The sequence below is a fragment of the Salipiger abyssi genome (assembly GCF_017311415.1).
GTDB classification, from domain to species: domain Bacteria; phylum Pseudomonadota; class Alphaproteobacteria; order Rhodobacterales; family Rhodobacteraceae; genus Salipiger; species Salipiger abyssi_A.
This window is the reverse complement of sequence record NZ_JAEKIS010000001.1, coordinates 494,782-513,309: the sequence shown is the minus strand read 5'-3', so window position 1 is coordinate 513,309 and position 18,528 is coordinate 494,782. Positions and strand designations below refer to the sequence as shown.

Genomic DNA, 18,528 nt, shown 5'->3' with positions numbered 1-18,528 from the left:
ACGGGCAATCAAGCTATCTTTGACAGCCCGGACAGTAGAAGGACGAGCGCCCGGATTGCACGATTCTATGCACGGTATTTGTGCAGCCCGGGCTGCGGCAGGGCAGCCCCTCGCGCCCGTAAACATCGAAGCTGTGCTGGAAATATCCAAGCTCGCCATCGGCTTGGCGGAAGTCGCGCAGGCTCGATCCGCCCGCCTCGATGGCCTCCGCCAGCACCTGCCGGATGACCGGAACCAGCGCCGCCAGGCGCTTTTCCGAGATCCGGCTGACGCGGCGTCCCGGATGGATGCCGGCGCGGAACAGCGCCTCGCAAACATAGATATTGCCCAGCCCGGCGACGATTTTCTGATCGAGCAGCGCCGATTTCACCGGCATGTTGCGCCCTTTCAGCGCCGCGACCAGATGGGATTCGCTGAACGCGTTACCCAACGGCTCCGGCCCCAGCGCCGCCAGCAGCGGATGCGTCTCGGCGGTCTCGGTCCCCATCAGATCCATCGCTCCAAAGCGGCGCGGGTCGTTGAAGGTCACCCGCGCGCCGTCCGCCATATCGAACACCACATGATCGTGCTTTTCCGGCGCCGGGTGATCGTGCACGAAGCGGCCCAGCGCATCGCCCGAGACCAGCATGCGCCCGGACATCCCCAGATGGATCAGCAGGGTTTCGCCGGTATCGAGATCCGCCAGGATGTATTTCGAACGCCGCCGCAGCCGCTCCACCCGCGCGCCGGTGAGCCGCTCGGCCATGCGCTCGGGAAAGGGCCAGCGCAGATCGGGCCGGTTCACCCGCGCCAGCGCGATCCGCTGGCCTTCCATCACGGGGGCCAGTCCGCGGCGCACGGTTTCCACCTCGGGCAGTTCGGGCATGAGCTCTCCTTCCAAAGGGCCGCATTGCAGCGCGGCCTGTGCGCTCTATAAGGAGGTGCAGCAGCAAAACGGCAAGATCCATGAGCGACGAGACCCAGAAAACCACGCATTTCGGCTTTGCCGATATCCCCGAGAGCGAAAAGGCGGGCCGTGTTCAGGGCGTCTTTGGATCGGTGGCATCGAAATACGACGTGATGAACGACGCCATGTCCTTCGGCATCCACCGGATCTGGAAGGATGCGATGATGGACTGGCTGGCGCCACGCCCGGGGCAGCGCCTGCTCGACGTCGCGGGCGGCACCGGGGATATCTCCTTCCGCTTCCTGAAACGCGCGGGCCATGGCCATGCCACCGTGCTCGACCTGACCGAGCCCATGTTGGTCGAGGGCCGCAAACGCGCCGAGGCCGCCGCCATGGCCGACGAACTCGACTGGGTTGTCGGCGACGCGATGGCGCTGCCCTTCGCCGACAACACATTCGACGTCTACACCATCTCTTTCGGCATCCGGAACGTCACCCGCCCGCAGGAGGCGCTGAACGAGGCGTTCCGCGTACTGAAACCCGGCGGGCGGCTGATGGTGCTGGAGTTCAGCCAGATCCCCAACGACATGATGCAGAAGGTCTATGACCTCTATTCCTTCAACATCATCCCGCGCATGGGCCAGGCCATCGCCAACGACCGAGACAGCTATCAGTATCTGGTGGAATCGATCCGCAAGTTCCCCGATCAGGAAACATTTCTCGGCATGGTGCGCTCCGCCGGTTTCGAGAACGCGAAGTACCGCAATCTGAGCATGGGCATCGCCTGCCTGCATTCCGGCTGGAAGATCTGACGTGAGAGGCCCGCACAATATCTGGCGGCTGATCCGCACCGGCGCCACGCTGGAACGCACCGGCGCGATGCGGGTCGTTCTCGACGCGCTCGACGCGCCGCGCCCGCTGCGCATCGCCTACCGTACCCTCGTCTGGCCGTTCAAATGGCTGGGGATCGAGGGCGATCCGTCGATGCCGCCCGTCACTCGCGCGCTCACGGCGCTGGGTCCAGCCTATATCAAGTTCGGCCAGATTCTCTCGACCCGGCCCGATGTGGTGGGCGAAGATCTCGCCAACCAGCTTCGGGTGTTGCAGGACAAGCTGCCGCCCTTCCCGGTGGCGCAGGCCAAGAAGCAGATCGAGGACGAGCTGGGCATGCCGGTCTCCGAGATCTTTTCCGAGTTCAGCGAACCGGTCGCGGCCGCTTCCATCGCGCAGGTCCACAAGGCGCGCCGCGCCGATACCGGCCAGACCGTCGCGGTCAAAGTGCTGCGACCCGGGATCGAGCGCGCCTTCCGCACCGATATCGACGCTTTTTATTTCTCCGCCGATGTGATTGAGACCCTGTCGCCCGCCTCGCGCCGGCTGCGGCCGCGCGACGTGATCGCGCATTTCGAAAGCGTGGTGATGGGCGAGCTCGACCTGCGGCTCGAATCCGCCGCCGCCAGCGAGTTCGCCGCCAATACCGAGGGCGATGCGGGCTTTCAGCTACCGGAAGTGAACTGGGGTCTGTCGGGCCGCCGGGTGATGACCATGAGCTGGGCCGAAGGCGTGTCGCTGGGCGACAATGCCGCCATCGACGCGGCGGGACATGACCGCGCGGTGCTGAGCGAACGGGTGCTTCAGCTCTTTCTCAACCACGCCCTGCGCGACGGGTTCTTCCACGCCGACATGCATCAGGGCAATCTCAAGGTGGCGCCCAACGGCGATATCATCGCCTATGATTTCGGCATTATGGGCCATATCGACGAATACACCCGCCGGGTTTATGCGGAGATCCTCTATGGATTCATTCGCCGCGACTACAAGCGCGTCGCCGAGGTGCATTTCGAGGCGGGCTATGTGCCCGCCGATCGCGATGTCGATGCCTTTGCCCGCGCATTGCGGGCGGTGGGCGAGCCGATTTTCGGCATGGATGCCACGCGGATCTCGATGGCGCGGCTGCTCTCCTATCTTTTCGAGGTGACCGAGCGCTTCGGGATGCAGACGCGGACGGAGCTCATCCTGCTGCAACGCACCATGGTGGTGGTCGAGGGCGTCGCGCGCTCGCTCAACCCGCATATGAACATCTGGGATACCGCGAAACCGGTGGTCGAGGATTACATCAAGACCTCCATCGGCCCGCGCGCGGTGGCGCGCGACCTGATGCTGACCGCCAAGGTGCTCGGCCGGTTCGGCCCGCGCCTGCCCGGGTTGGTCGAGGCAGTGCTGATCCGCCAGGCCGAAGGAGACACGCCCCCGAAACGCAATCCCTGGCCCGCGCGGCTGGGCTGGGGGGCCGTCGGGCTTGTTCTGGGCGCGGCGCTGACAGTTGCCTGGCACCTCTGGTCCTGATACCCGACGCGCCAAAACCGAAAAGGACTGGCTCACCGTGACAGAGGCTTCGCGCACCGCGCTCGTGACCGGATCTGCCGGGTTCATCGGGTTCCACCTCGCCAGGCGGCTGCTCGATCAGGGCTATCGCGTGATCGGCCTGGATGCCCTGACCGACTACTACGATGTCGCGCTGAAAGAGCGCCGCCATGCGATCCTCGATAGCAACCCGGACTTCAAGCCGGTCATCGCGCCTCTCGAAGACCATGGGCTGCTGACCGGTATCTTTGACGTGGAACGGCCCGAGATCGTGGTGCATCTCGCCGCGCAGGCAGGGGTCCGCTACTCAATCGACGCACCGCACGCCTATGTGAAATCCAATCTGATCGGCACCGCCGAACTGCTGGAGGCGGCGCGCGCGGTGCCGCCCAGGCATCTGCTCATGGCTTCGACTTCTTCTGTCTATGGCGCCAATACCGAGATGCCCTACCGCGAGAACATGCAGACGGAGCACCAGATGTCGTTCTACGCGGCGACGAAGAAGGCCAATGAGGCAATGGCGCATTCCTATGCGCATCTCTTCGGCATTCCGATCACCATGTTCCGCTTTTTCACGGTCTACGGCCCCTGGGGCCGCCCGGACATGGCGCTGTTCAAATTCGTCAAGGCGATCCTCGAAGACCGCCCCATAGACATCTACAACCACGGTCGCATGAAGCGCGATTTCACCTATGTGGAGGATCTCGTAGAAGGGCTGGTCCGGTTGATCGACACGCCGCCGGTGATAGGCGCCCCGGTGGAGGGCGACAGCCTGTCGCCCGTCGCGCCCTGGCGGGTGCTGAATATCGGCCATGGCGCGCCCGAGGTGCTGGAAGATTTCGTCACCGCCATCGAGACCGCGCTGGGGCGCGAGGCAAAGCGCAATTACATGGACATGCAGCCCGGAGATGTGCCCGCCACCTGGGCCGATACCGCGCTTTTGACTCAACTCACCGGCCCGTTGCCCCGGACGGATCTCGCAACCGGCGTGGCGCAGTTCGTCGCCTGGTACAAATCCTACTACGGCTTCTAAGGCTGCGTCCGATCAGCCATGGCCCGGACGCAGCGCACTGACCTGCGCGGCATCGATTTCCGTTCCATCCGACAGGGTCAGAAGCACGGTATCCGCCTCCTGCCTGACCTCGACGATCGGATTATAGGCGGGGCTGCCGGTCGTTTCGATCAATACCTGCTCACGATAGCTTTCCACGGCAAAACTGTAGCGGCCGGACGGCAGCGGCCCGCCATCTGCCGCGACCCCGGCCCAGGCGACCACGGGCACCGACGGGTCGAGCGCGAGCCGCTGCACCGCGTGACCCTCCGCATCGGTAACGACGAGTATCGCACTATCGGCACCGGCGGCAAAAGACGGCCGCAGGGTCACCGGCGTACCGTCGAAAAACACCGGAGCATCTGCCAGCGCCTTCATTCCGATCCACGAGGCGAGCTGCTGAAAGCCGTTGCCGGTGAGCTGCCCGGTCAGTTCCTTGAGCAGATCGTTGGTCAGCACTTGCTGCTCGACCGACGAAAAGGTGGCGAGCTGCGTGGCATAATCGGTCGCGTCCACCGGATTGAGGGGATCCTGATTCTGCATCTGCGTGGTCAGCATGCGCAGGAATGTCTCAAAGTCCGAGCTGAGCAGCCCATTGTTCTGCGCCTGAGCGGGATCACTTGCGGAGGACGATCCGGCGGTTCCGCTGCTGCTCTGCGCGGCTGTCGTGGTGCTGGTTTGCATGAAAGAGCTCCTCAGAGTCGAATGTCGAGACCGCTCGCGGCGGTCATCCGTTGCGGCGGCGGCGCGGCGATGTGTTCCGGCATCGCCTGTCCCTCGCTCACCTCTACCGGTGCGCCCGCCGGGCTGCTCCCCCGGCCGCCGGACTGGCCCTGACCGAAGCTGAAGCTCGCGGACTCATAGCCCATATCCGAGAGATGGCGCGCGAGCTGATCGACATTGCGCCGGAGCAGATCCAGTGTCTCTGTGCGCTCGGCGCTGATCGTCAGCACCAGCCCATGCTCCCCCTGCCCCATGCGAAAGCGAAGATGCCCCAGTTCCTCGGGGTTGAGCTTCAGCTCGATCATGTCGCCTGTGCCGCTCCCCGAACCGCCCAGGGCCTCGGCGATCTGGCGAACCACGGCCATGGCCGCCTCGTTGCGCGAACCGGTGTTCATAACAGGAACAGCACCGGTCGCGGGCGCCTGACGACCGTCCGAAATCTGCGCCCCAAACGGGCTGTCGTCCCGCAACGGCGCCGCGTCGTCCAGAACCGGCGACAATACCGATGCCGCGGCCTCGCTCGTCTCCACTCCCGACAGATTGGTTGCGCTGGCGCGGCCGGTCACGCTCTGTGCGGCGGATCCGTAGGACACTGCCGCGCGTGCCTGTTTAGGTCGCGGGGTGGCGGGCAAGCCCGGCTCCGACAAAGCGGCAGGCAAAACCGTTTCGGCTTTGCTCCCTGATGTTGCCGTATCGGTTCTGGCATCCATGGTTTTGACATACACCTCCTCCGGCGGGATCGCGCGCGGGACGATCTCCGGTTTGGCGGGCGGCAGCCGGTTTGGCGCTTCTGCGACCGACACCCCAGCGACCGAACCGGGCGCTGAACGCGGCGCGTCCACGCGCGGCTCCGGCATGGGCAGTCCGGGTACGGCGTCCGATGTGGCTGCCCCACGTTGTAGGCCGCGCGGCGGCGTCACTGGAGCCGGAATCGGAGACGCATCGACATCGCGCGGGCGGACCTGCTCTCCTGTCGCTGTGGGCTTTCTCGTATCCGATCGCGCCGGCGCGACGGTGCGCGGCTTGTCGACCTGCACCGCCACCGCAATATCTCTCGGCGCGCGGGCTCTACCGCGTCCCTCAGGTGCATAGCTTTCAGAGGGCCGCTTCACGTCCGGCGCCTCCTGTCGATGCGCGCTCGCGAAAGTCACACTGCGGGAGGTCAGAGGCACTTCCGGCTTGGGCGGGCGCCCGGCCGGGGGCGCGGGCGTCTCTTGGTTGTCGGTTGGCAAAACCTCCACCGTCATCGACCGCTTCGCAACAGGGATCTCCGATTGCATATCTTCCGGGATGACAGTTTGAGTCGCGGCGCTTTGGACGGGCAGCCTGTGCTCGACCGTCTGCACCGCGCCCCGAGGAGCGCGCCGAGGCGGCTTTTCCGCGGCCAAGACGTCCGTTCCGTTCAACTGCGAGTCCGCTTCGTCAGATCCCCCGACGGGTGCGGGCAGTTTGTTATTCCGTGCCACCGCACGCGAAGGGCGCGCCACGACCGCCTGACCGGTTTCCGCGATTCCCGCCTCCGCTTTCACGACAGGTTGCACCGGCTTGAGAATGTCGGAAAATCCCGCGGGTTCTGCCCGACTCTTACCCTTTGTCGGAGAGAGTTCCGGCACGGCGAGCGGGCGTTTGGGCGGCCGCGATCCCGGATCGGCGGGGGGATGTGGCGCGGGACGACCGAAGCCTTCGCTTTTTACCTGGGTCGCATCGACCTTCATCGAGCGAGCTTCAGGGCGCGCATCTGGAACCGCTGCTGTCGATCCACGGGAGAGTGGCGCCACACGTTCCCGCCCTTTGGCAAGATCAGGACCCTGGAGAGGCGGCAGTTGTCGGTTGTCGGGTCGCGAAAATCCGTCGTCATCCGGCGGCAATCGTGCCGGCATACCGGTCGGCGTTGCGCGTGACCCCTGGGAGACGACCATCGCCCCGTAACCTTTTTCTGGCGGGGCCGACATCCCGACCGCGCCAGGTTCGCGCGCCGGGATGCGCGCCACCCCGCCAGATGGTTCGGCACGGTGGGGACGCAGCGGACTCATGTCGGGATCCTGCTGTCGCGACTGACCTCTGACGGCCGTTTCAGCGCTTCTGCCTGTCATCAGCGGCGGCTCTTTGCGCTCCGCCAGGCCACTCCTCCGTACACCTTGCGATGACACCAGCGGCATCGACTTTTCGGGCGCCTCTGACGCAGACGGTTTCCGGGCCGTCACAACCCGAACACTCATCGCACTTTCGCTCACCGGTGCGCGATCGGAGATAGGCTGCACCTCCCGTTTCGGCACGCTTGCGGCTGTGCCATCGCCGCCGGCTTGCGCATCCCGCGTCACAACAAGATCCGCACCATGGAGAACGTTCCGAGCGTCCGGTAGCGGCGCGGCGGCGAAGGATGACGCAGCCCTGGACGGCGTTGCCCGATCCGAACGTCTCGCCGGCAGACGATCTTGCGTTTCAGATCGAACCGAGGACGCATCGACCTGCGACGCGGGCAGCTCCGACGGCCCTGAGAGCGCCGCCAGATTTGAGCGTTGCGGTGGCGTCTCGACCTGTCGAGAAAAGGTTACCGGATCCAAAGCGGATGGGGGCGATTGCGTTACAGAGCGGCTGGGACCGCTCGAACCCTCGGTCGCAGGTGCAGGTGCAGGTGCAGGTGAAAGACGTTCACCGGACACGCCCGGCAAACCTTTTCCCTGCGATTCGCTCATCGCCGGTATCGCCGCGTTTCCAGTGGATGAGAGGATCGCGCGCGGCACTCCTGCGGCGCGCTCCACCTCTTGCGGAATGGCAGGCTCGCCTGCCCCGACATGATGCGTAGCCTGCGAGGCGTCGTGAAACGCCCGCGCCGCCGGCTCATCAGGCACGCCGCCTGCATCAATTTCATCGCCTTCAGGCATCGACCCAGGATCGTCAACGGCCAAACCGCTCTGCCGCGGCTGCTCTTCCGGCACAGGCTCCGCACTGGCGACAGGCACCCCGTCGCCCTGCCCCGCGTCCTCCCCGGCCTCGGAATGGTTGGCCTCGCCTTCCTCCCCGAGTGATCGAAACACCGCTTCGAACGCGGCACCGACCGCTATGTCATCGCGGCCCTTGTCGTTACCGGTCAGCGCCTGCAACGCGTTCAGAAGACCTGTCATTTGGCTCAGCATATCTGCTCCGGGAATTCTTCCGTCGACATCACCCTAGTCGCAAGATCCTTACCGCTTCTTTACCGCCAGCAGGTCCAATGCGGTCAGTTGAGTCGAATTGGAGAAAGATCATGGAGATCAACGGCCCGCACCCGCCAACCCCACCCGACCCTCTGCGCAGCGCAGCCGTCGCGCTGGAGGCGTCGTTTCTGACCGAAATGCTGAAAGCCGCCGGGTTCGGTGAAGGCCGCGACGCCTTCGGCGGCGGAGCCGGGGAGGCGCAATTCGCCTCTTTTCTGCGCCGCGAACATGCGCAAGCCCTGGCCGAGACCGGCGGAATCGGCCTGGCGGAATCGATTTTTCATGCTTTGAAGGACCGGATGGATGACTGAGACCGACCAGACCCACGAAACGCTCTTCGCTGCGCTCGATTCGCTGCTGGAGCGCGAGCGCAGCGCCCTGCTCGACGGTGCACTCGACGAGATCGGCCCGCTGATGGAGGAAAAGGCGGCGCTGGTCGCCCGGATGGCCGAGGCGCCGCCGGACGAGGCCGATTCGCTGCAACCGCTGCATCTGAAGCTGCGCCGCAACCAGCAGCTTTTCGACCACGCGCTCGACGGAATCCGCAACGTCGCAAAACGGTTGGGTGCCCTGCGCGAGATCCGCGAGTCGATGGAGGTCTATGACGCGCAGGGACGCCGCGCGAGCATCGGAGGCGAGGAGAAAAGCAGCATGGAACGCCGCGCTTGAGGGGATTTGCATCAAATGCCGGGCAACAGGCGCAGGCCCCTTAGCGCTCCGTTAGGACTCTGCGGCGATGGTGTGCCCCGCATCCCCAAAAGGGGTGACGCAGCGGGCGCAACGCTCGGTCTGCCTCCGTCAGAAAGACGTCGAGAGCGCCGGTTCCGGCGCATCCCAAAAATCGGCGTAAAGCGCCGCGTGACTGTAAGGACGAAACATCCATGTCTAGCATTCTGACGAACAACGGCGCCATGGTGGCGCTCCAGACCCTGAAATCCATCAACTCAAGCCTCGCCACGACCCAGAGCGAAATCTCCACCGGCAAGCGTGTCGCGGACGCCAAGGACAACGCCGCCGTCTGGGCGATTTCCAAGGTGATGGAAGCCGACGTGAAGGGTTTCAAGGGTATCTCCGACAGCCTCAATCTGGGCGAGTCCACCGTCGCGGTGGCACGCTCCGCCTCGGAAACGGTCACCGACCTGCTGACCGACATCAAGGGCAAGATCGTCGCCGCCCAGGAGGAGAACGTCGACCGCGCCAAGATCCAGACGGATATCGACGCGCTGCGCGATCAGATCGACGCGGTGGTGGGCGCGGCCCAGTTCAACGGTCTGAACCTGCTGTCGAACACTGATTCGACCGCCGACTCCGGCAACATCAACGTTCTTGCGTCTCTCGACCGGTCGGGCACAGGCGTCGCCGCATCCGACATCTCTGTCGCGAAGCAAGACCTGGGTACCGGCGCAGCCTCCACCGGCACCGTGAACCTGGACGTTTCGGTGAACACGACCGGTGTGGCAAGCGGTGCCACGGCCGAGTTCGTCACCTTCGATGGCGTCGGCGCGGACGACGAGCTGGTCGCTGGCGCGAACTTCAAGGTGACCGGCAGCGGCAACTTCGCGGGCGATACCTCCGGCGATGCGCTCGATTTCTCGGCAGATGTCGAATACGTGGCCCGGGACGGCGACACCCTTGCCGACGTCACCTCTGCAATGGTCGAGCGCCTGAACTTCCAGGCCGCTTCGGATGGTCTGGATATCACCTTCTCGGTCAACGGGACCAATGCCGGTCAGATCGACTTCACCAACAACTACGACGAAGCGATCTCTGACGACAACAGCGTGGTGGAACAATCCGACATCGCCGATATTGCAACGCTGGAGTCCGAAGCCGACGGCACCATCGGTGGCGGTCTGGAACTGCTGTCTAGCTTCGATGTCACAACCGACGACGGGACCGACGCAGCTCTCGATGGCATCGAGGGTCTGCTCCAGACGGCCATCGACTCCGCCTCGGCCTTCGGCTCGGTCCAGGGCCGCATCGAGACCCAGACCGATTTCATCGCGAGCCTGACCGACTCGCTGAAATCCGGTATCGGCACGCTGGTCGATGCCGATATGGAAGAGGCTTCGGCCCGCTTGCAGGCGCTTCAAGTGCAGCAGCAGCTGGGCGTTCAGGCTCTGTCGATCGCCAACCAGGCGCCGCAGTCGCTGCTGTCGCTCTTCCAGTAACGCGCACATTCCGGAGGCCGGTTTTCCGGCCTCCGATCCCTTAAACCGGACTGTTTCCTGAAACAGAGTCAGAAGGTTCTGCCGTGAACGCCCAGACAATGGCGCATCGCGCCTACGCCCAGACCGCCACAAGCACGCGCACCGACAGGGCCATCGAATACGACCTGTTCGCCCGCGTCACCCATCGCATCAAATCCGCCGCCGAGGCCGGCCCGAAAGCCTATCCGAAACTTGTAGAAGCGCTTTACGACAACCGGAATCTGTGGACCGCACTGGCCGTCGATGTGGCCGATTCCAAGAACAAGCTGCCGCAGGAGCTGCGAGCGCAGATCTTCTATCTTTCGGAGTTCGTTCAGGTCCATACCGGCAAGGTACTGGCGCGCAAGGCACGGCTGGCCCCGATCCTCGAAGTGAATGCCGCAATCATGCGCGGCCTCAGCGGCAGGAGGGCAAAGCGATGAGCGGACTGGTCCTGAAACTCGGCCCGCGTGAACGGGTGCTAATCAACGGCGCTGTGATCGAAAACGGCGACCGCCGCAGCCGCCTCTCCATCGTCAGCCCGAATGCCAATATTCTGCGCCTGCGCGATGCCATTCATCCCGACGAGGCGCGCACGCCCGTTCGACGGCTCTGCTACGCGGCGCAGCTGGTGCTGACCGGCGACGCAAATGCCGAAGAGGCGCAGCCACAGCTTCTGCGCAATGTCGAAGAGCTAAGCCGGATCCTCACCGATCCGGACAGCCGCAAGCTTCTCACCACCGCGACAGAGGCCCTGCTCGACGGCCAGTTCTATCAATGCCTCAAGGCTCTGCGCGCGCTCATCCCAAGGGAGGACCGGCTTTTCGCCGCGACACGCCAATGAGCTTTACCCCGATGATCGCCGGCAATGGGCTTGTCGGCTGGCAGATGCTGCAATCGACACTGGATACCCAGCGCAAGGCCTTCGTCAACAGCGCCGAGATCAGTCGCGAGTCGGCCTATTTCCGCGAGACCATCGGTTCCGTCGCCTCCGCCGAAGAGCTTGTCGACGACCGCCGCCTCCTGAGCGTCGCCCTGTCCGCCTTTGGCATGGATGACGAGATCGACAGCAAATACCTGATCCGCCGTATCATCGAGGAAGGCATCGAAGACGATGACGCGCTCGCCAACAAACTGAACGACAGCCGCTATTCCGCCCTGGCCGAGGCCTTTGATTTCGAAGTGGTCACCACCTACAAGACCCAGCAGGAGGGCTTTGCAGACCCGATCCTCGCGGCCTATGAAGAAAAGCAGCGTGCCGACCTCGCCACGACCCTCGAAGCGCCTGAATATGTCAACGATCCCGAATATGCCGCGCTGTTCGAGGCGCAGGTGGAGGAGAATCTTGAAATCTCCCGCACCTATTTCAAGGAAAAGATCACGGAGATCACCTCCGCCGAGGACCTGCTCGCCGATCCGGAGCTGATGCAAGTCGTGCTCACCGCCTTCGATATCCAGGACCGGCGCAACAGTCACACAGTTCTGCGCCGCGTGCTCGAAGAGGGCACCAGCGACCCCTCGGCGCTGGCCAATGTCCTGGGCGATGAGAAGCTGATGGCCCTGGCCGAAGCCTTCGGTTTCGATCAGGTGGAAAGCAAGACGGTCCTCCAGACCGAGGCCTTTGCCGAGAATATCGTCGAACAATATCGCTGGCAGCGGTTCGAGGATGCGGTAGGCGAGGTCGATGAGGCGATCGGCCGCGCCTTGCAGTTTCAGCGCTCGATCCCCGAATTGTCTGCGAACGACATCAGCGACAGAGCAAAATGGTACAATGTGCTGGGCAGCACGATGATGCGCGAGGTTTTCGAAACCGCGCTCAACCTACCAGACGGATTCAGCCAGATCGATCTCGACAAGCAGGTTGAGATGCTGACGGAAAAGGCCGAAAGCCGCTTTGGCATTCAGTCCTTCAGCGATCTGGAGGACGAGACGGTTCTGAACAAGGTGATCCACGGCTATCTTCTTCAAGAGCAGATCGCGCAGACCAGCGGCTTCGGCTCGCAGCAGATCGCTTTGACGCTGCTCAGCACGATCCGATACAATCGCGAATAACGACGGCCTGTCGCGATAGCCAAACTTACCTTGCCCGCGCGGCCTTTGCCTTCGGCATCGAGGGCGGCTTCATGCCGGAGCGCCGCAGGATCAGCCGCAGCCGGTTGAAGGCCGCAGTCACCCCGTGCGGCGAGGCCTCTCCCACGAAAGCGTCGAGATCCGGCCAGGCCCTGATCGCCTGATCCAGCACTGGATCCTCACCCTCACGGTAAAGCCCCGCGCGGATCATCGTCTCCGACCGCGCATAGGCCCCCAGCAGATGCCGCGCCTGTAGCAGCACCGCGTTCTCCTCCTCCGTCGCCGCTTCGGGCAGGCTGCGCGAGACCGAGCGCAGCACGTCGATGGCTGGAAACCGCCCACGCTCGGCGATGTCACGGCTCAGCACCACATGACCGTCGAGCACCCCGCGCAGGATATCCGCCACCGGCTCATCCATGTCCGAACCCGCAACCAGAACACTGAAGACGGCGGTGATGTCGCCCGTGCCAGGCAGGCCGGGCCCGGCGCGCTCTGCCAGCCGCATAATCTGATTTGCCGTCGAGGGCGGAAAGCCCCGCAGCGCCGGCATTTCCCCGGCCGCGACCGCCACCTCGCGATGCGCCTCGGCAAAACGCGTGATGGAATCGGCGAGATAAAGCACATGGTGCCCCTGATCGCGAAAATGCTCGGCAATGGTCATGGCGGCGAGCGGGCAGCGGCGGCGTTCCAGCGGCGAGCGGTCGGAGGTGGCGGCCACCACCACAGAGCGCGCCATGCCCTCCTCGCCCAGCACCGTGTGCACAAAATCATGCACCTCGCGCCCGCGCTCGCCGACCAGCGCCAGCACAACCACATCCGCCGACATGCCCCGGGCGAGCGCGGCCAGCAGGCGCGACTTGCCCACGCCGGAGCCAGCGAACAGCCCCACGCGCTGGCCGCGCACCACCGGGAGCAAAGTATCAAACGACGCCAACCCAGTCGGCAGCCGCGCCCCCAGCCCACGCCGCTGCGCCGCCGGCGGCGGGCTGGCGCGGAACGGGCGGCGGCGGGCGCCGGGACTGAGGGGAATTTCATCCAGCGGCAGCCCATACGGGTCGATCACCCGGCCGATCCAGCCATCCGAGGGCGCCAGCGTCGGCGCGCCCAGCACCGCCACGCGGTCGCCCTGCGACACGCCGTCGGCGCCCTCGTCCGGCAGCATGGCCACCAGATCCTCGCGGATGCGCAAGACCTCGCCCTCGAGCGGATCCGCACCACGATAGAGCCGCATCCGGTCGCCGATACAGGCCACATGCGCCAGACCGCGCACCCAGATCACCGTGCCGTCGACAGAGCGCACACGCCCCACCGCGCGGATCGGCTGTATCTGCGAAATGCGCGCGCGCAGCCCGGCAATCTCTCCCTCATCCATGCGTGCGTATCCTTCATCCGGTTCAAACCATTTCTAAAGGAATCACCGTTAAGCCTTGATTGAAGCCAATCGAGGGAGAAGCCCCGATGTTCCAGAACCTGGACGTTTTCAAAACCGCCATGGCAATGGCGCGCCATGCCGGGACGCAGCAGGCGGTGAGCGCGCAGAATATCGCAAACGCCGATACGCCGCGTTACCGCGCGCAGGAACTGCCCGATTTCAGCGAGACGTTGCGCAGCACGATGCTGACCCAGCGCGCGACCCGTGCGCGCCACCTAAACGGGGCGGCAAGCAATGCGCCACCCGCACCGATAGAGCGGCGCGACACCGTCGATCCGAACGGCAATACCGTCTCGATTGAGGCCGAAATGGTCACGGCGGTGGATGCCATGCGCGCGCATGATCGTGCGCTCTCGATCTATCGGTCGAACCTCACCCTATTGCGCGCCAGCCTCGGCCGCTGACCGAAGGAGGACCGAAGATGAGCGCCTTTTCCGACGCCCTTGCCGTCACTTCAAGCGGGCTGCGCGCCCAGGCCACGCGGCTGCGCGTTCTGTCCGAGAATATCGCCAATGTCGACACGCCCGGTTACCGGCGCAAGACCATTCCGTTTGAGCTTTCGAAAACCAGCACATCAGAGACGCCTCAGGTGCGTGTCGGCGATGTGACCCTGGACCGCAGCGATCTTGAGCGGATTTACGATCCCAACCATCCGATGGCCGATGGCGGCGGCTTTTACGACGGCACCAATGTCGATCTCATCATCGAGCTAGCCGACGCCCGCGAGGCGCAGCGCAGCTACGAGGCCAACCTGAAAATGTTCGAACAGACCCGGCAGATGTCCAGCAGCCTTATGGAGCTGCTGCGCAGATAACAGACCCTAACTCAGCGGAATGGAGACCAGAATGGACGTCCGATCGCTTTTCGCCGCGCAGAAATACGCGGCCCAGCGCCCCGCCACCGAGCCGCAGCCCGGCGCCGGCGGCATTCAGGAAAAATTCACCGAAGCGGCACAGGATTTCGCCGCAACCCTGACAGAGGCCGAGACCGCGGCCAAGGCGGCGATGACCGGCGATGCCGATCCGCACGCGCTGGTTCAGGCGCTGGCGCAGTCCGAGCTCGCCGTCGAAACCGTGGTCGCGGTGCGCAACAAGGTCGTCGAGGCCTATCAGGAAATCCTGCGGATGCCGGTCTGACGCGATGCTGAGCGAGGCGATCTTCTACGACACGCTGCGCCAGGGGCTCTGGATCGCCACCATCACCTCGGTGCCGATCCTCAGCGCCGCGCTGGTTGCCGGCGTGAGCGTGGGGCTGTTCCAGGCGCTGACCTCGATCCAGGAAATGACGCTCACCTTTGTGCCCAAACTGCTGGCCATCGTCGTCGTGTTCTGGATGTCGATGAGCTTCATGACCGAGACGCTGGTGGGGTTCTTTCAGGACCGCATCCTTCCCATGATCACCGGAGGCTGAGAGATGGGCATCACCGATTACACCACGCTCTCGCGCCAGCAGGGGCTGATGCGCGAGATGCGGATGATCGCCAACAATATCGCCAACAGCGCCACCACCGGATACCGCCAACAGGGGCTGATCTTCTCGGAATATGTGCGCAGCACCGATCTCGCCGGCAGCGTCTCGATGTCGGCGGCGCATGTGCGCAACAGCTCTTTCGCGCAGGGCACGCTGACCCGCACCGGCGGGCAGTTCGATCTGGCCATCGAGGGTGACGGGTTCTTCCTGATCCAGTCGCCGCAGGGCGAACGGCTGACCCGCGACGGCGCCTTCACCGTCAGCGCGGCGGGCGATCTGGTCACGCAGGACGGCTATCCGGTGCTGGATGCGGGCGGCGCACCGGTCTTCATCCCGCCCGATGCCAGCGATCTCGCGGTGGCGCAGGACGGAACGCTCAGCAGCAATGGCCGCCCGCTGGGACAGGTGGGGATCGTGCAGCCGCTCGACCCGCTCGGCCTGGTGCGCGAGGGCGGCGTGATGTTCCGCGCCGATGACGGTGTCGGTCCGGCGGAAAACCCCAGGGTGATGCAGGGCTTTGTCGAAAGCTCCAATGTCGATCCCATCCTTCAGATCGCCCGGATGATCGAGGTCCAGCGCGCCTATGAGATGGGCCAGAACTTCCTGCAACGCGAGGACGAGCGTGTCCGCGCCGCCATCAAGGCCTTTATCAAGTAAGGAGAACAGAGCATGCGTGCCCTGAAAATCGCAGCCACCGGGATGAGCGCCCAGCAGATGCGGGTCGAGGTGATCTCGAACAACCTGTCGAACATGAGCACCACCGGCTACAACGCCCGCCGCGCGGAGTTCTCGGATCTGCATTACCAGCAATTCGCCCGCGCCGGCACGATCAATGCCTCCGACGGCACGATGCTGCCCACCGGCGTGCAGCTCGGGCTCGGCACCCGGCCCGCCGCGGTAACGATGAAGCTGGCGCAGGGCGCTCTGTCGCAAACCAGCGGTGATCTCGACATCGCCATCGAGGGGCGCGGCTATCTCGAGGTGACGCTGCCTACGGGCGAGGCCGGATATACCCGCGACGGCGCGCTGAAACGCGACGGCGACGGGCTGATCGTCACCTCGGACGGGCTGGCGGTGGCGCCCGACATCACCATCCCCGAGGACGCGACCAGCATCTCTATCAATCGCGAGGGCGAGGTCTATGCCTATTTCGACGACACGGTCGAGGCACAGCTTCTGGGGCAATTCACGATGGTCGGCTTTACCAATCCCAAGGGGCTGGAGGCGATCGGCAGCAACCTCTTCACCGAGACCGAAGCTTCCGGCCCGCCGGTGCAGACCACCGCAGGGCAAGAAGGGTTGGGCACCTTCCGGCAGGGCTATCTCGAGGACAGCTCCGTCGATCCGGTCTATGAGATCACCGAACTGATCGAGGCACAGCGCGGCTACGAGCTGAACTCCAAGGTGATCTCCGCCGCCGACCAGATGCTGGGCGCCACGGTGCAGGTGCGCTGATGCGGCTGGCGATCCTCCTCCTGCTCGCGCTGCCCTGTGCCACGCCGGCTCCGGCGGAAACGGTGGTCGCAACGCGCACGATCCGCGCGCAGGAGATCGTCGCGCCCGACGCGGTGCGGCTCGATCCCACGCAAATCCCAGGAGCACATGCGGCGCTCGGGCAGGTCGTCGGACAGGAGGCGCGGGTGACGCTCTATCCCGGCCGGCCGGTGATGCGGGGCGCGGTCGGCGCGCCGGCGCTGATCGAGCGCAACCAGATCGTCGAGCTGATCTTTGCCCGTGGCGGGCTGCGCATCGCCACCGAGGGAAGGGCGCTCGACCGGGCCGGCGCGGGTGAACGGATCCGCGTGATGAACCTCTCCTCGCGCACCACGCTTTTCGGCACTGTCACCGCGCAGGGGACGGTGATCATGACGAATGAGTAAACCATGACAGCACGATTTCTCTGCCTTCTCTGCCTGCTTCCCGCCATCGCGTGCAGCCGGCTGGACCATATCGGCAAACCGCCGAGTTTTACCCCGCAGGCCGACAGCGCCGAGCGCGTCGCCATGGCCTATACCGGCACGCCGGTCCCGATCCTGCCCGAAAGACCCACCGATCACGCCTCGCTCTGGAGCCGCGAGAAGAGCTCGCTCCTGGGCGACCGCCGGGCGATGAAAAAGGGCGATATCCTCACCGTTGTGATCGAGATCGACGAGCAGGCGAATATCTCCAACAGCACGTCGCGCTCGCGCTCAGGCTCGGAAAACCTTGCCATCCCACAGCTTTTCGGCATCCCCCAGCGGCAGGACGAGCGGCTGCCGGCGGGCGCCAGCATGGCCAATGCGGTGGATCTCAACAGCCAGGCGGCTTCGGGCGGTGACGGCCAGGTGAGCCGGCAGGAACAGCTGACCCTGCGTGTCGCCGCGACCATCCTCGATGTCATGCCGAACGGCGTGCTCGCAATCCAGGGCGCGCAGGAGGTGCGGGTGAATTTCGAACTGCGCGAATTGCTGGTCTCGGGCTATGTCCGACCCGAGGATATCACCCGGCAAAACGAAATCACCTATGACAAGATCGCCTCGGCGCGCATTTCCTATGGCGGGCGCGGGCAGATCACCGATGTGCAGCAGCCACGGCTCGGGCAGCAGGTGCTCGACGTGATCCTGCCGTTCTGACGAGGCCGCCATGAAGAAACTGCTCCCCCTCCTGCTCGCCCTGATCGGAACCGCCGCCGGCACCGGTGCGGGGATCTTTCTCGCCGCACCGCAAGAGCCTGCCGAACACGAGGCGGCGGCGGATCACAGCGAGGCGGCGGACGCCCACGATGCCAGCGGCGATACGCATGCGGCGCCGGAAGAAAGTCACGATGACGGACATGGCGGCGGCAACGAATATGCCAAAATGAACAACCAGTTCGTCGTTCCGGTCATCGGCAAGGACCGCGTGGACTCACTTGTCGTGATGTCGCTCAGCCTGGAGGTGACCGCCGGCGGCACCGAACTGGTCTACAATCGCGAGCCTAAGCTGCGCGACGCCTTCCTCCGCGTGCTGTTCGATCATGCCAATATCGGCGGGTTCGAGGGCAATTTCACTGATATTCAGCGGCTGGAGGTATTGCGGCGGGCGCTGATGGATGCGGCGCGCAATGTCCTGGGCACCAGCGTGCTCGACGTGCTGATCACCGAGATCGCGCGACAGGACAGCTGAGG

22 protein-coding genes are annotated in these 18,528 nt (G+C 64.7%); 18 read left to right on the top strand and 4 right to left on the bottom strand.

Annotated elements, in window-relative coordinates; genetic code table 11:
- Positions 1-13 precede the first annotated feature (13 nt).
- Positions 14-865 (bottom strand): bifunctional DNA-formamidopyrimidine glycosylase/DNA-(apurinic or apyrimidinic site) lyase, encoded by an 852-nt coding sequence (gene mutM / locus I6N89_RS02425; protein ID WP_207016621.1) that lies wholly within the window; start codon positions 863-865, stop codon positions 14-16.
- Between the two features lie 80 nt (positions 866-945).
- Between mutM and ubiE the strand changes: the two genes are divergently transcribed.
- From ubiE to I6N89_RS02410, 3 genes are read left to right on the top strand one after another with little or no spacing between them, the layout of a single operon-like run.
- Positions 946-1,698, top strand: coding sequence for a bifunctional demethylmenaquinone methyltransferase/2-methoxy-6-polyprenyl-1,4-benzoquinol methylase UbiE (ubiE, locus tag I6N89_RS02420; RefSeq protein WP_207016620.1), 753 nt, complete (start codon positions 946-948; stop codon positions 1,696-1,698).
- A 1-nt stretch (position 1,699) separates the two neighbouring features.
- Positions 1,700-3,232, top strand: coding sequence for a 2-polyprenylphenol 6-hydroxylase (ubiB, locus tag I6N89_RS02415; protein ID WP_207016619.1), 1,533 nt, complete (start codon positions 1,700-1,702; stop codon positions 3,230-3,232).
- Between the two features lie 37 nt (positions 3,233-3,269).
- The gene (locus I6N89_RS02410) at positions 3,270-4,283 is read left to right on the top strand and encodes an NAD-dependent epimerase/dehydratase family protein (RefSeq protein WP_207016618.1); all 1,014 of its coding nucleotides are present in this window, start codon (positions 3,270-3,272) and stop codon (positions 4,281-4,283) included.
- Between the two features lie 12 nt (positions 4,284-4,295).
- On the opposite strand, the gene I6N89_RS02405 is transcribed toward I6N89_RS02410, so the two are convergent.
- Together I6N89_RS02405 and I6N89_RS02400 are read right to left on the bottom strand one after the other, a co-directional pair.
- Positions 4,296-4,985 carry a flagellar hook capping FlgD N-terminal domain-containing protein gene (locus I6N89_RS02405; RefSeq protein WP_207016617.1) on the bottom strand — a complete coding sequence of 230 codons (690 nt, stop codon included), beginning with the start codon at positions 4,983-4,985 and terminating at the stop codon, positions 4,296-4,298.
- An 11-nt stretch (positions 4,986-4,996) separates the two neighbouring features.
- Positions 4,997-8,161 carry a flagellar hook-length control protein FliK gene (locus I6N89_RS02400; protein WP_207016616.1) on the bottom strand — a complete coding sequence of 1,055 codons (3,165 nt, stop codon included), beginning with the start codon at positions 8,159-8,161 and terminating at the stop codon, positions 4,997-4,999.
- A 110-nt stretch (positions 8,162-8,271) separates the two neighbouring features.
- Between I6N89_RS02400 and I6N89_RS02395 the strand changes: the two genes are divergently transcribed.
- The 6 genes from I6N89_RS02395 to I6N89_RS02370 all read left to right on the top strand — a co-directional run bounded on the left by I6N89_RS02395 (position 8,272) and on the right by I6N89_RS02370 (position 12,462).
- On the top strand, positions 8,272-8,532 hold the full coding sequence (locus I6N89_RS02395) for a rod-binding protein (protein ID WP_207016615.1): 261 nt from the start codon (positions 8,272-8,274) through the stop codon (positions 8,530-8,532).
- Positions 8,525-8,890, top strand: coding sequence for a flagellar protein FlgN (locus I6N89_RS02390; RefSeq protein ID WP_207016614.1), 366 nt, complete (start codon positions 8,525-8,527; stop codon positions 8,888-8,890). Before I6N89_RS02395 ends, I6N89_RS02390 begins: the two co-directional genes overlap by 8 nt.
- A 212-nt stretch (positions 8,891-9,102) precedes the next feature.
- Entirely contained in the window at positions 9,103-10,392 is a 1,290-nt protein-coding gene (locus I6N89_RS02385) for a flagellin (RefSeq protein ID WP_207016613.1), read from the top strand.
- Between the two features lie 83 nt (positions 10,393-10,475).
- Positions 10,476-10,853, top strand: a complete 378-nt coding sequence (flaF, locus tag I6N89_RS02380; RefSeq protein ID WP_207016612.1) for a flagellar biosynthesis regulator FlaF — start codon at positions 10,476-10,478, stop codon at positions 10,851-10,853.
- Positions 10,850-11,254, top strand: coding sequence for a flagellar biosynthesis repressor FlbT (gene flbT / locus I6N89_RS02375; protein WP_207016611.1), 405 nt, complete (start codon positions 10,850-10,852; stop codon positions 11,252-11,254). Before flaF ends, flbT begins: the two co-directional genes overlap by 4 nt.
- A complete protein-coding gene (locus I6N89_RS02370; protein WP_236016378.1) occupies positions 11,251-12,462 on the top strand; it encodes a DUF1217 domain-containing protein in 1,212 nt (403 codons plus the stop codon). Before flbT ends, I6N89_RS02370 begins: the two co-directional genes overlap by 4 nt.
- Positions 12,463-12,487: 25 nt before the next feature.
- Here I6N89_RS02370 and I6N89_RS02365 read toward each other — a convergent pair whose 3' ends face one another.
- Positions 12,488-13,852, bottom strand: coding sequence for a FliI/YscN family ATPase (locus tag I6N89_RS02365; protein WP_207016610.1), 1,365 nt, complete (start codon positions 13,850-13,852; stop codon positions 12,488-12,490).
- A gap of 86 nt (positions 13,853-13,938) precedes the next feature.
- Between I6N89_RS02365 and I6N89_RS02360 the strand changes: the two genes are divergently transcribed.
- The 9 genes from I6N89_RS02360 to I6N89_RS02320 are packed head-to-tail and all read left to right on the top strand — an operon-like array spanning position 13,939 to position 18,526.
- Positions 13,939-14,316, top strand: coding sequence for a FlgB family protein (locus I6N89_RS02360; protein WP_207016609.1), 378 nt, complete (start codon positions 13,939-13,941; stop codon positions 14,314-14,316).
- A 17-nt stretch (positions 14,317-14,333) separates the two neighbouring features.
- A complete protein-coding gene (gene flgC / locus I6N89_RS02355) occupies positions 14,334-14,726 on the top strand; it encodes a flagellar basal body rod protein FlgC (protein ID WP_207016608.1) in 393 nt (130 codons plus the stop codon).
- Positions 14,727-14,757: 31 nt separating this feature from the next.
- Complete coding sequence (gene fliE, locus I6N89_RS02350; RefSeq protein ID WP_207016607.1) at positions 14,758-15,048, top strand: flagellar hook-basal body complex protein FliE; 291 nt, start codon at positions 14,758-14,760, stop codon at positions 15,046-15,048.
- Between the two features lie 4 nt (positions 15,049-15,052).
- A complete protein-coding gene (locus I6N89_RS02345) occupies positions 15,053-15,322 on the top strand; it encodes a flagellar biosynthetic protein FliQ (RefSeq protein WP_207016606.1) in 270 nt (89 codons plus the stop codon).
- A gap of 3 nt (positions 15,323-15,325) precedes the next feature.
- Complete coding sequence (locus I6N89_RS02340; protein ID WP_207016605.1) at positions 15,326-16,039, top strand: flagellar hook-basal body complex protein; 714 nt, start codon at positions 15,326-15,328, stop codon at positions 16,037-16,039.
- A gap of 12 nt (positions 16,040-16,051) precedes the next feature.
- Positions 16,052-16,837, top strand: a complete 786-nt coding sequence (flgG, locus tag I6N89_RS02335) for a flagellar basal-body rod protein FlgG (RefSeq protein WP_207016604.1) — start codon at positions 16,052-16,054, stop codon at positions 16,835-16,837.
- A complete protein-coding gene (flgA, locus tag I6N89_RS02330; protein WP_207016603.1) occupies positions 16,837-17,262 on the top strand; it encodes a flagellar basal body P-ring formation chaperone FlgA in 426 nt (141 codons plus the stop codon). Before flgG ends, flgA begins: the two co-directional genes overlap by 1 nt.
- A 3-nt stretch (positions 17,263-17,265) precedes the next feature.
- The gene (flgH, locus tag I6N89_RS02325; protein ID WP_207016602.1) at positions 17,266-17,994 is read left to right on the top strand and encodes a flagellar basal body L-ring protein FlgH; all 729 of its coding nucleotides are present in this window, start codon (positions 17,266-17,268) and stop codon (positions 17,992-17,994) included.
- 10 nt (positions 17,995-18,004) lie between these two features.
- Positions 18,005-18,526, top strand: a complete 522-nt coding sequence (locus I6N89_RS02320) for a flagellar basal body-associated FliL family protein (RefSeq protein WP_207016601.1) — start codon at positions 18,005-18,007, stop codon at positions 18,524-18,526.
- Positions 18,527-18,528 lie beyond the last annotated feature (2 nt).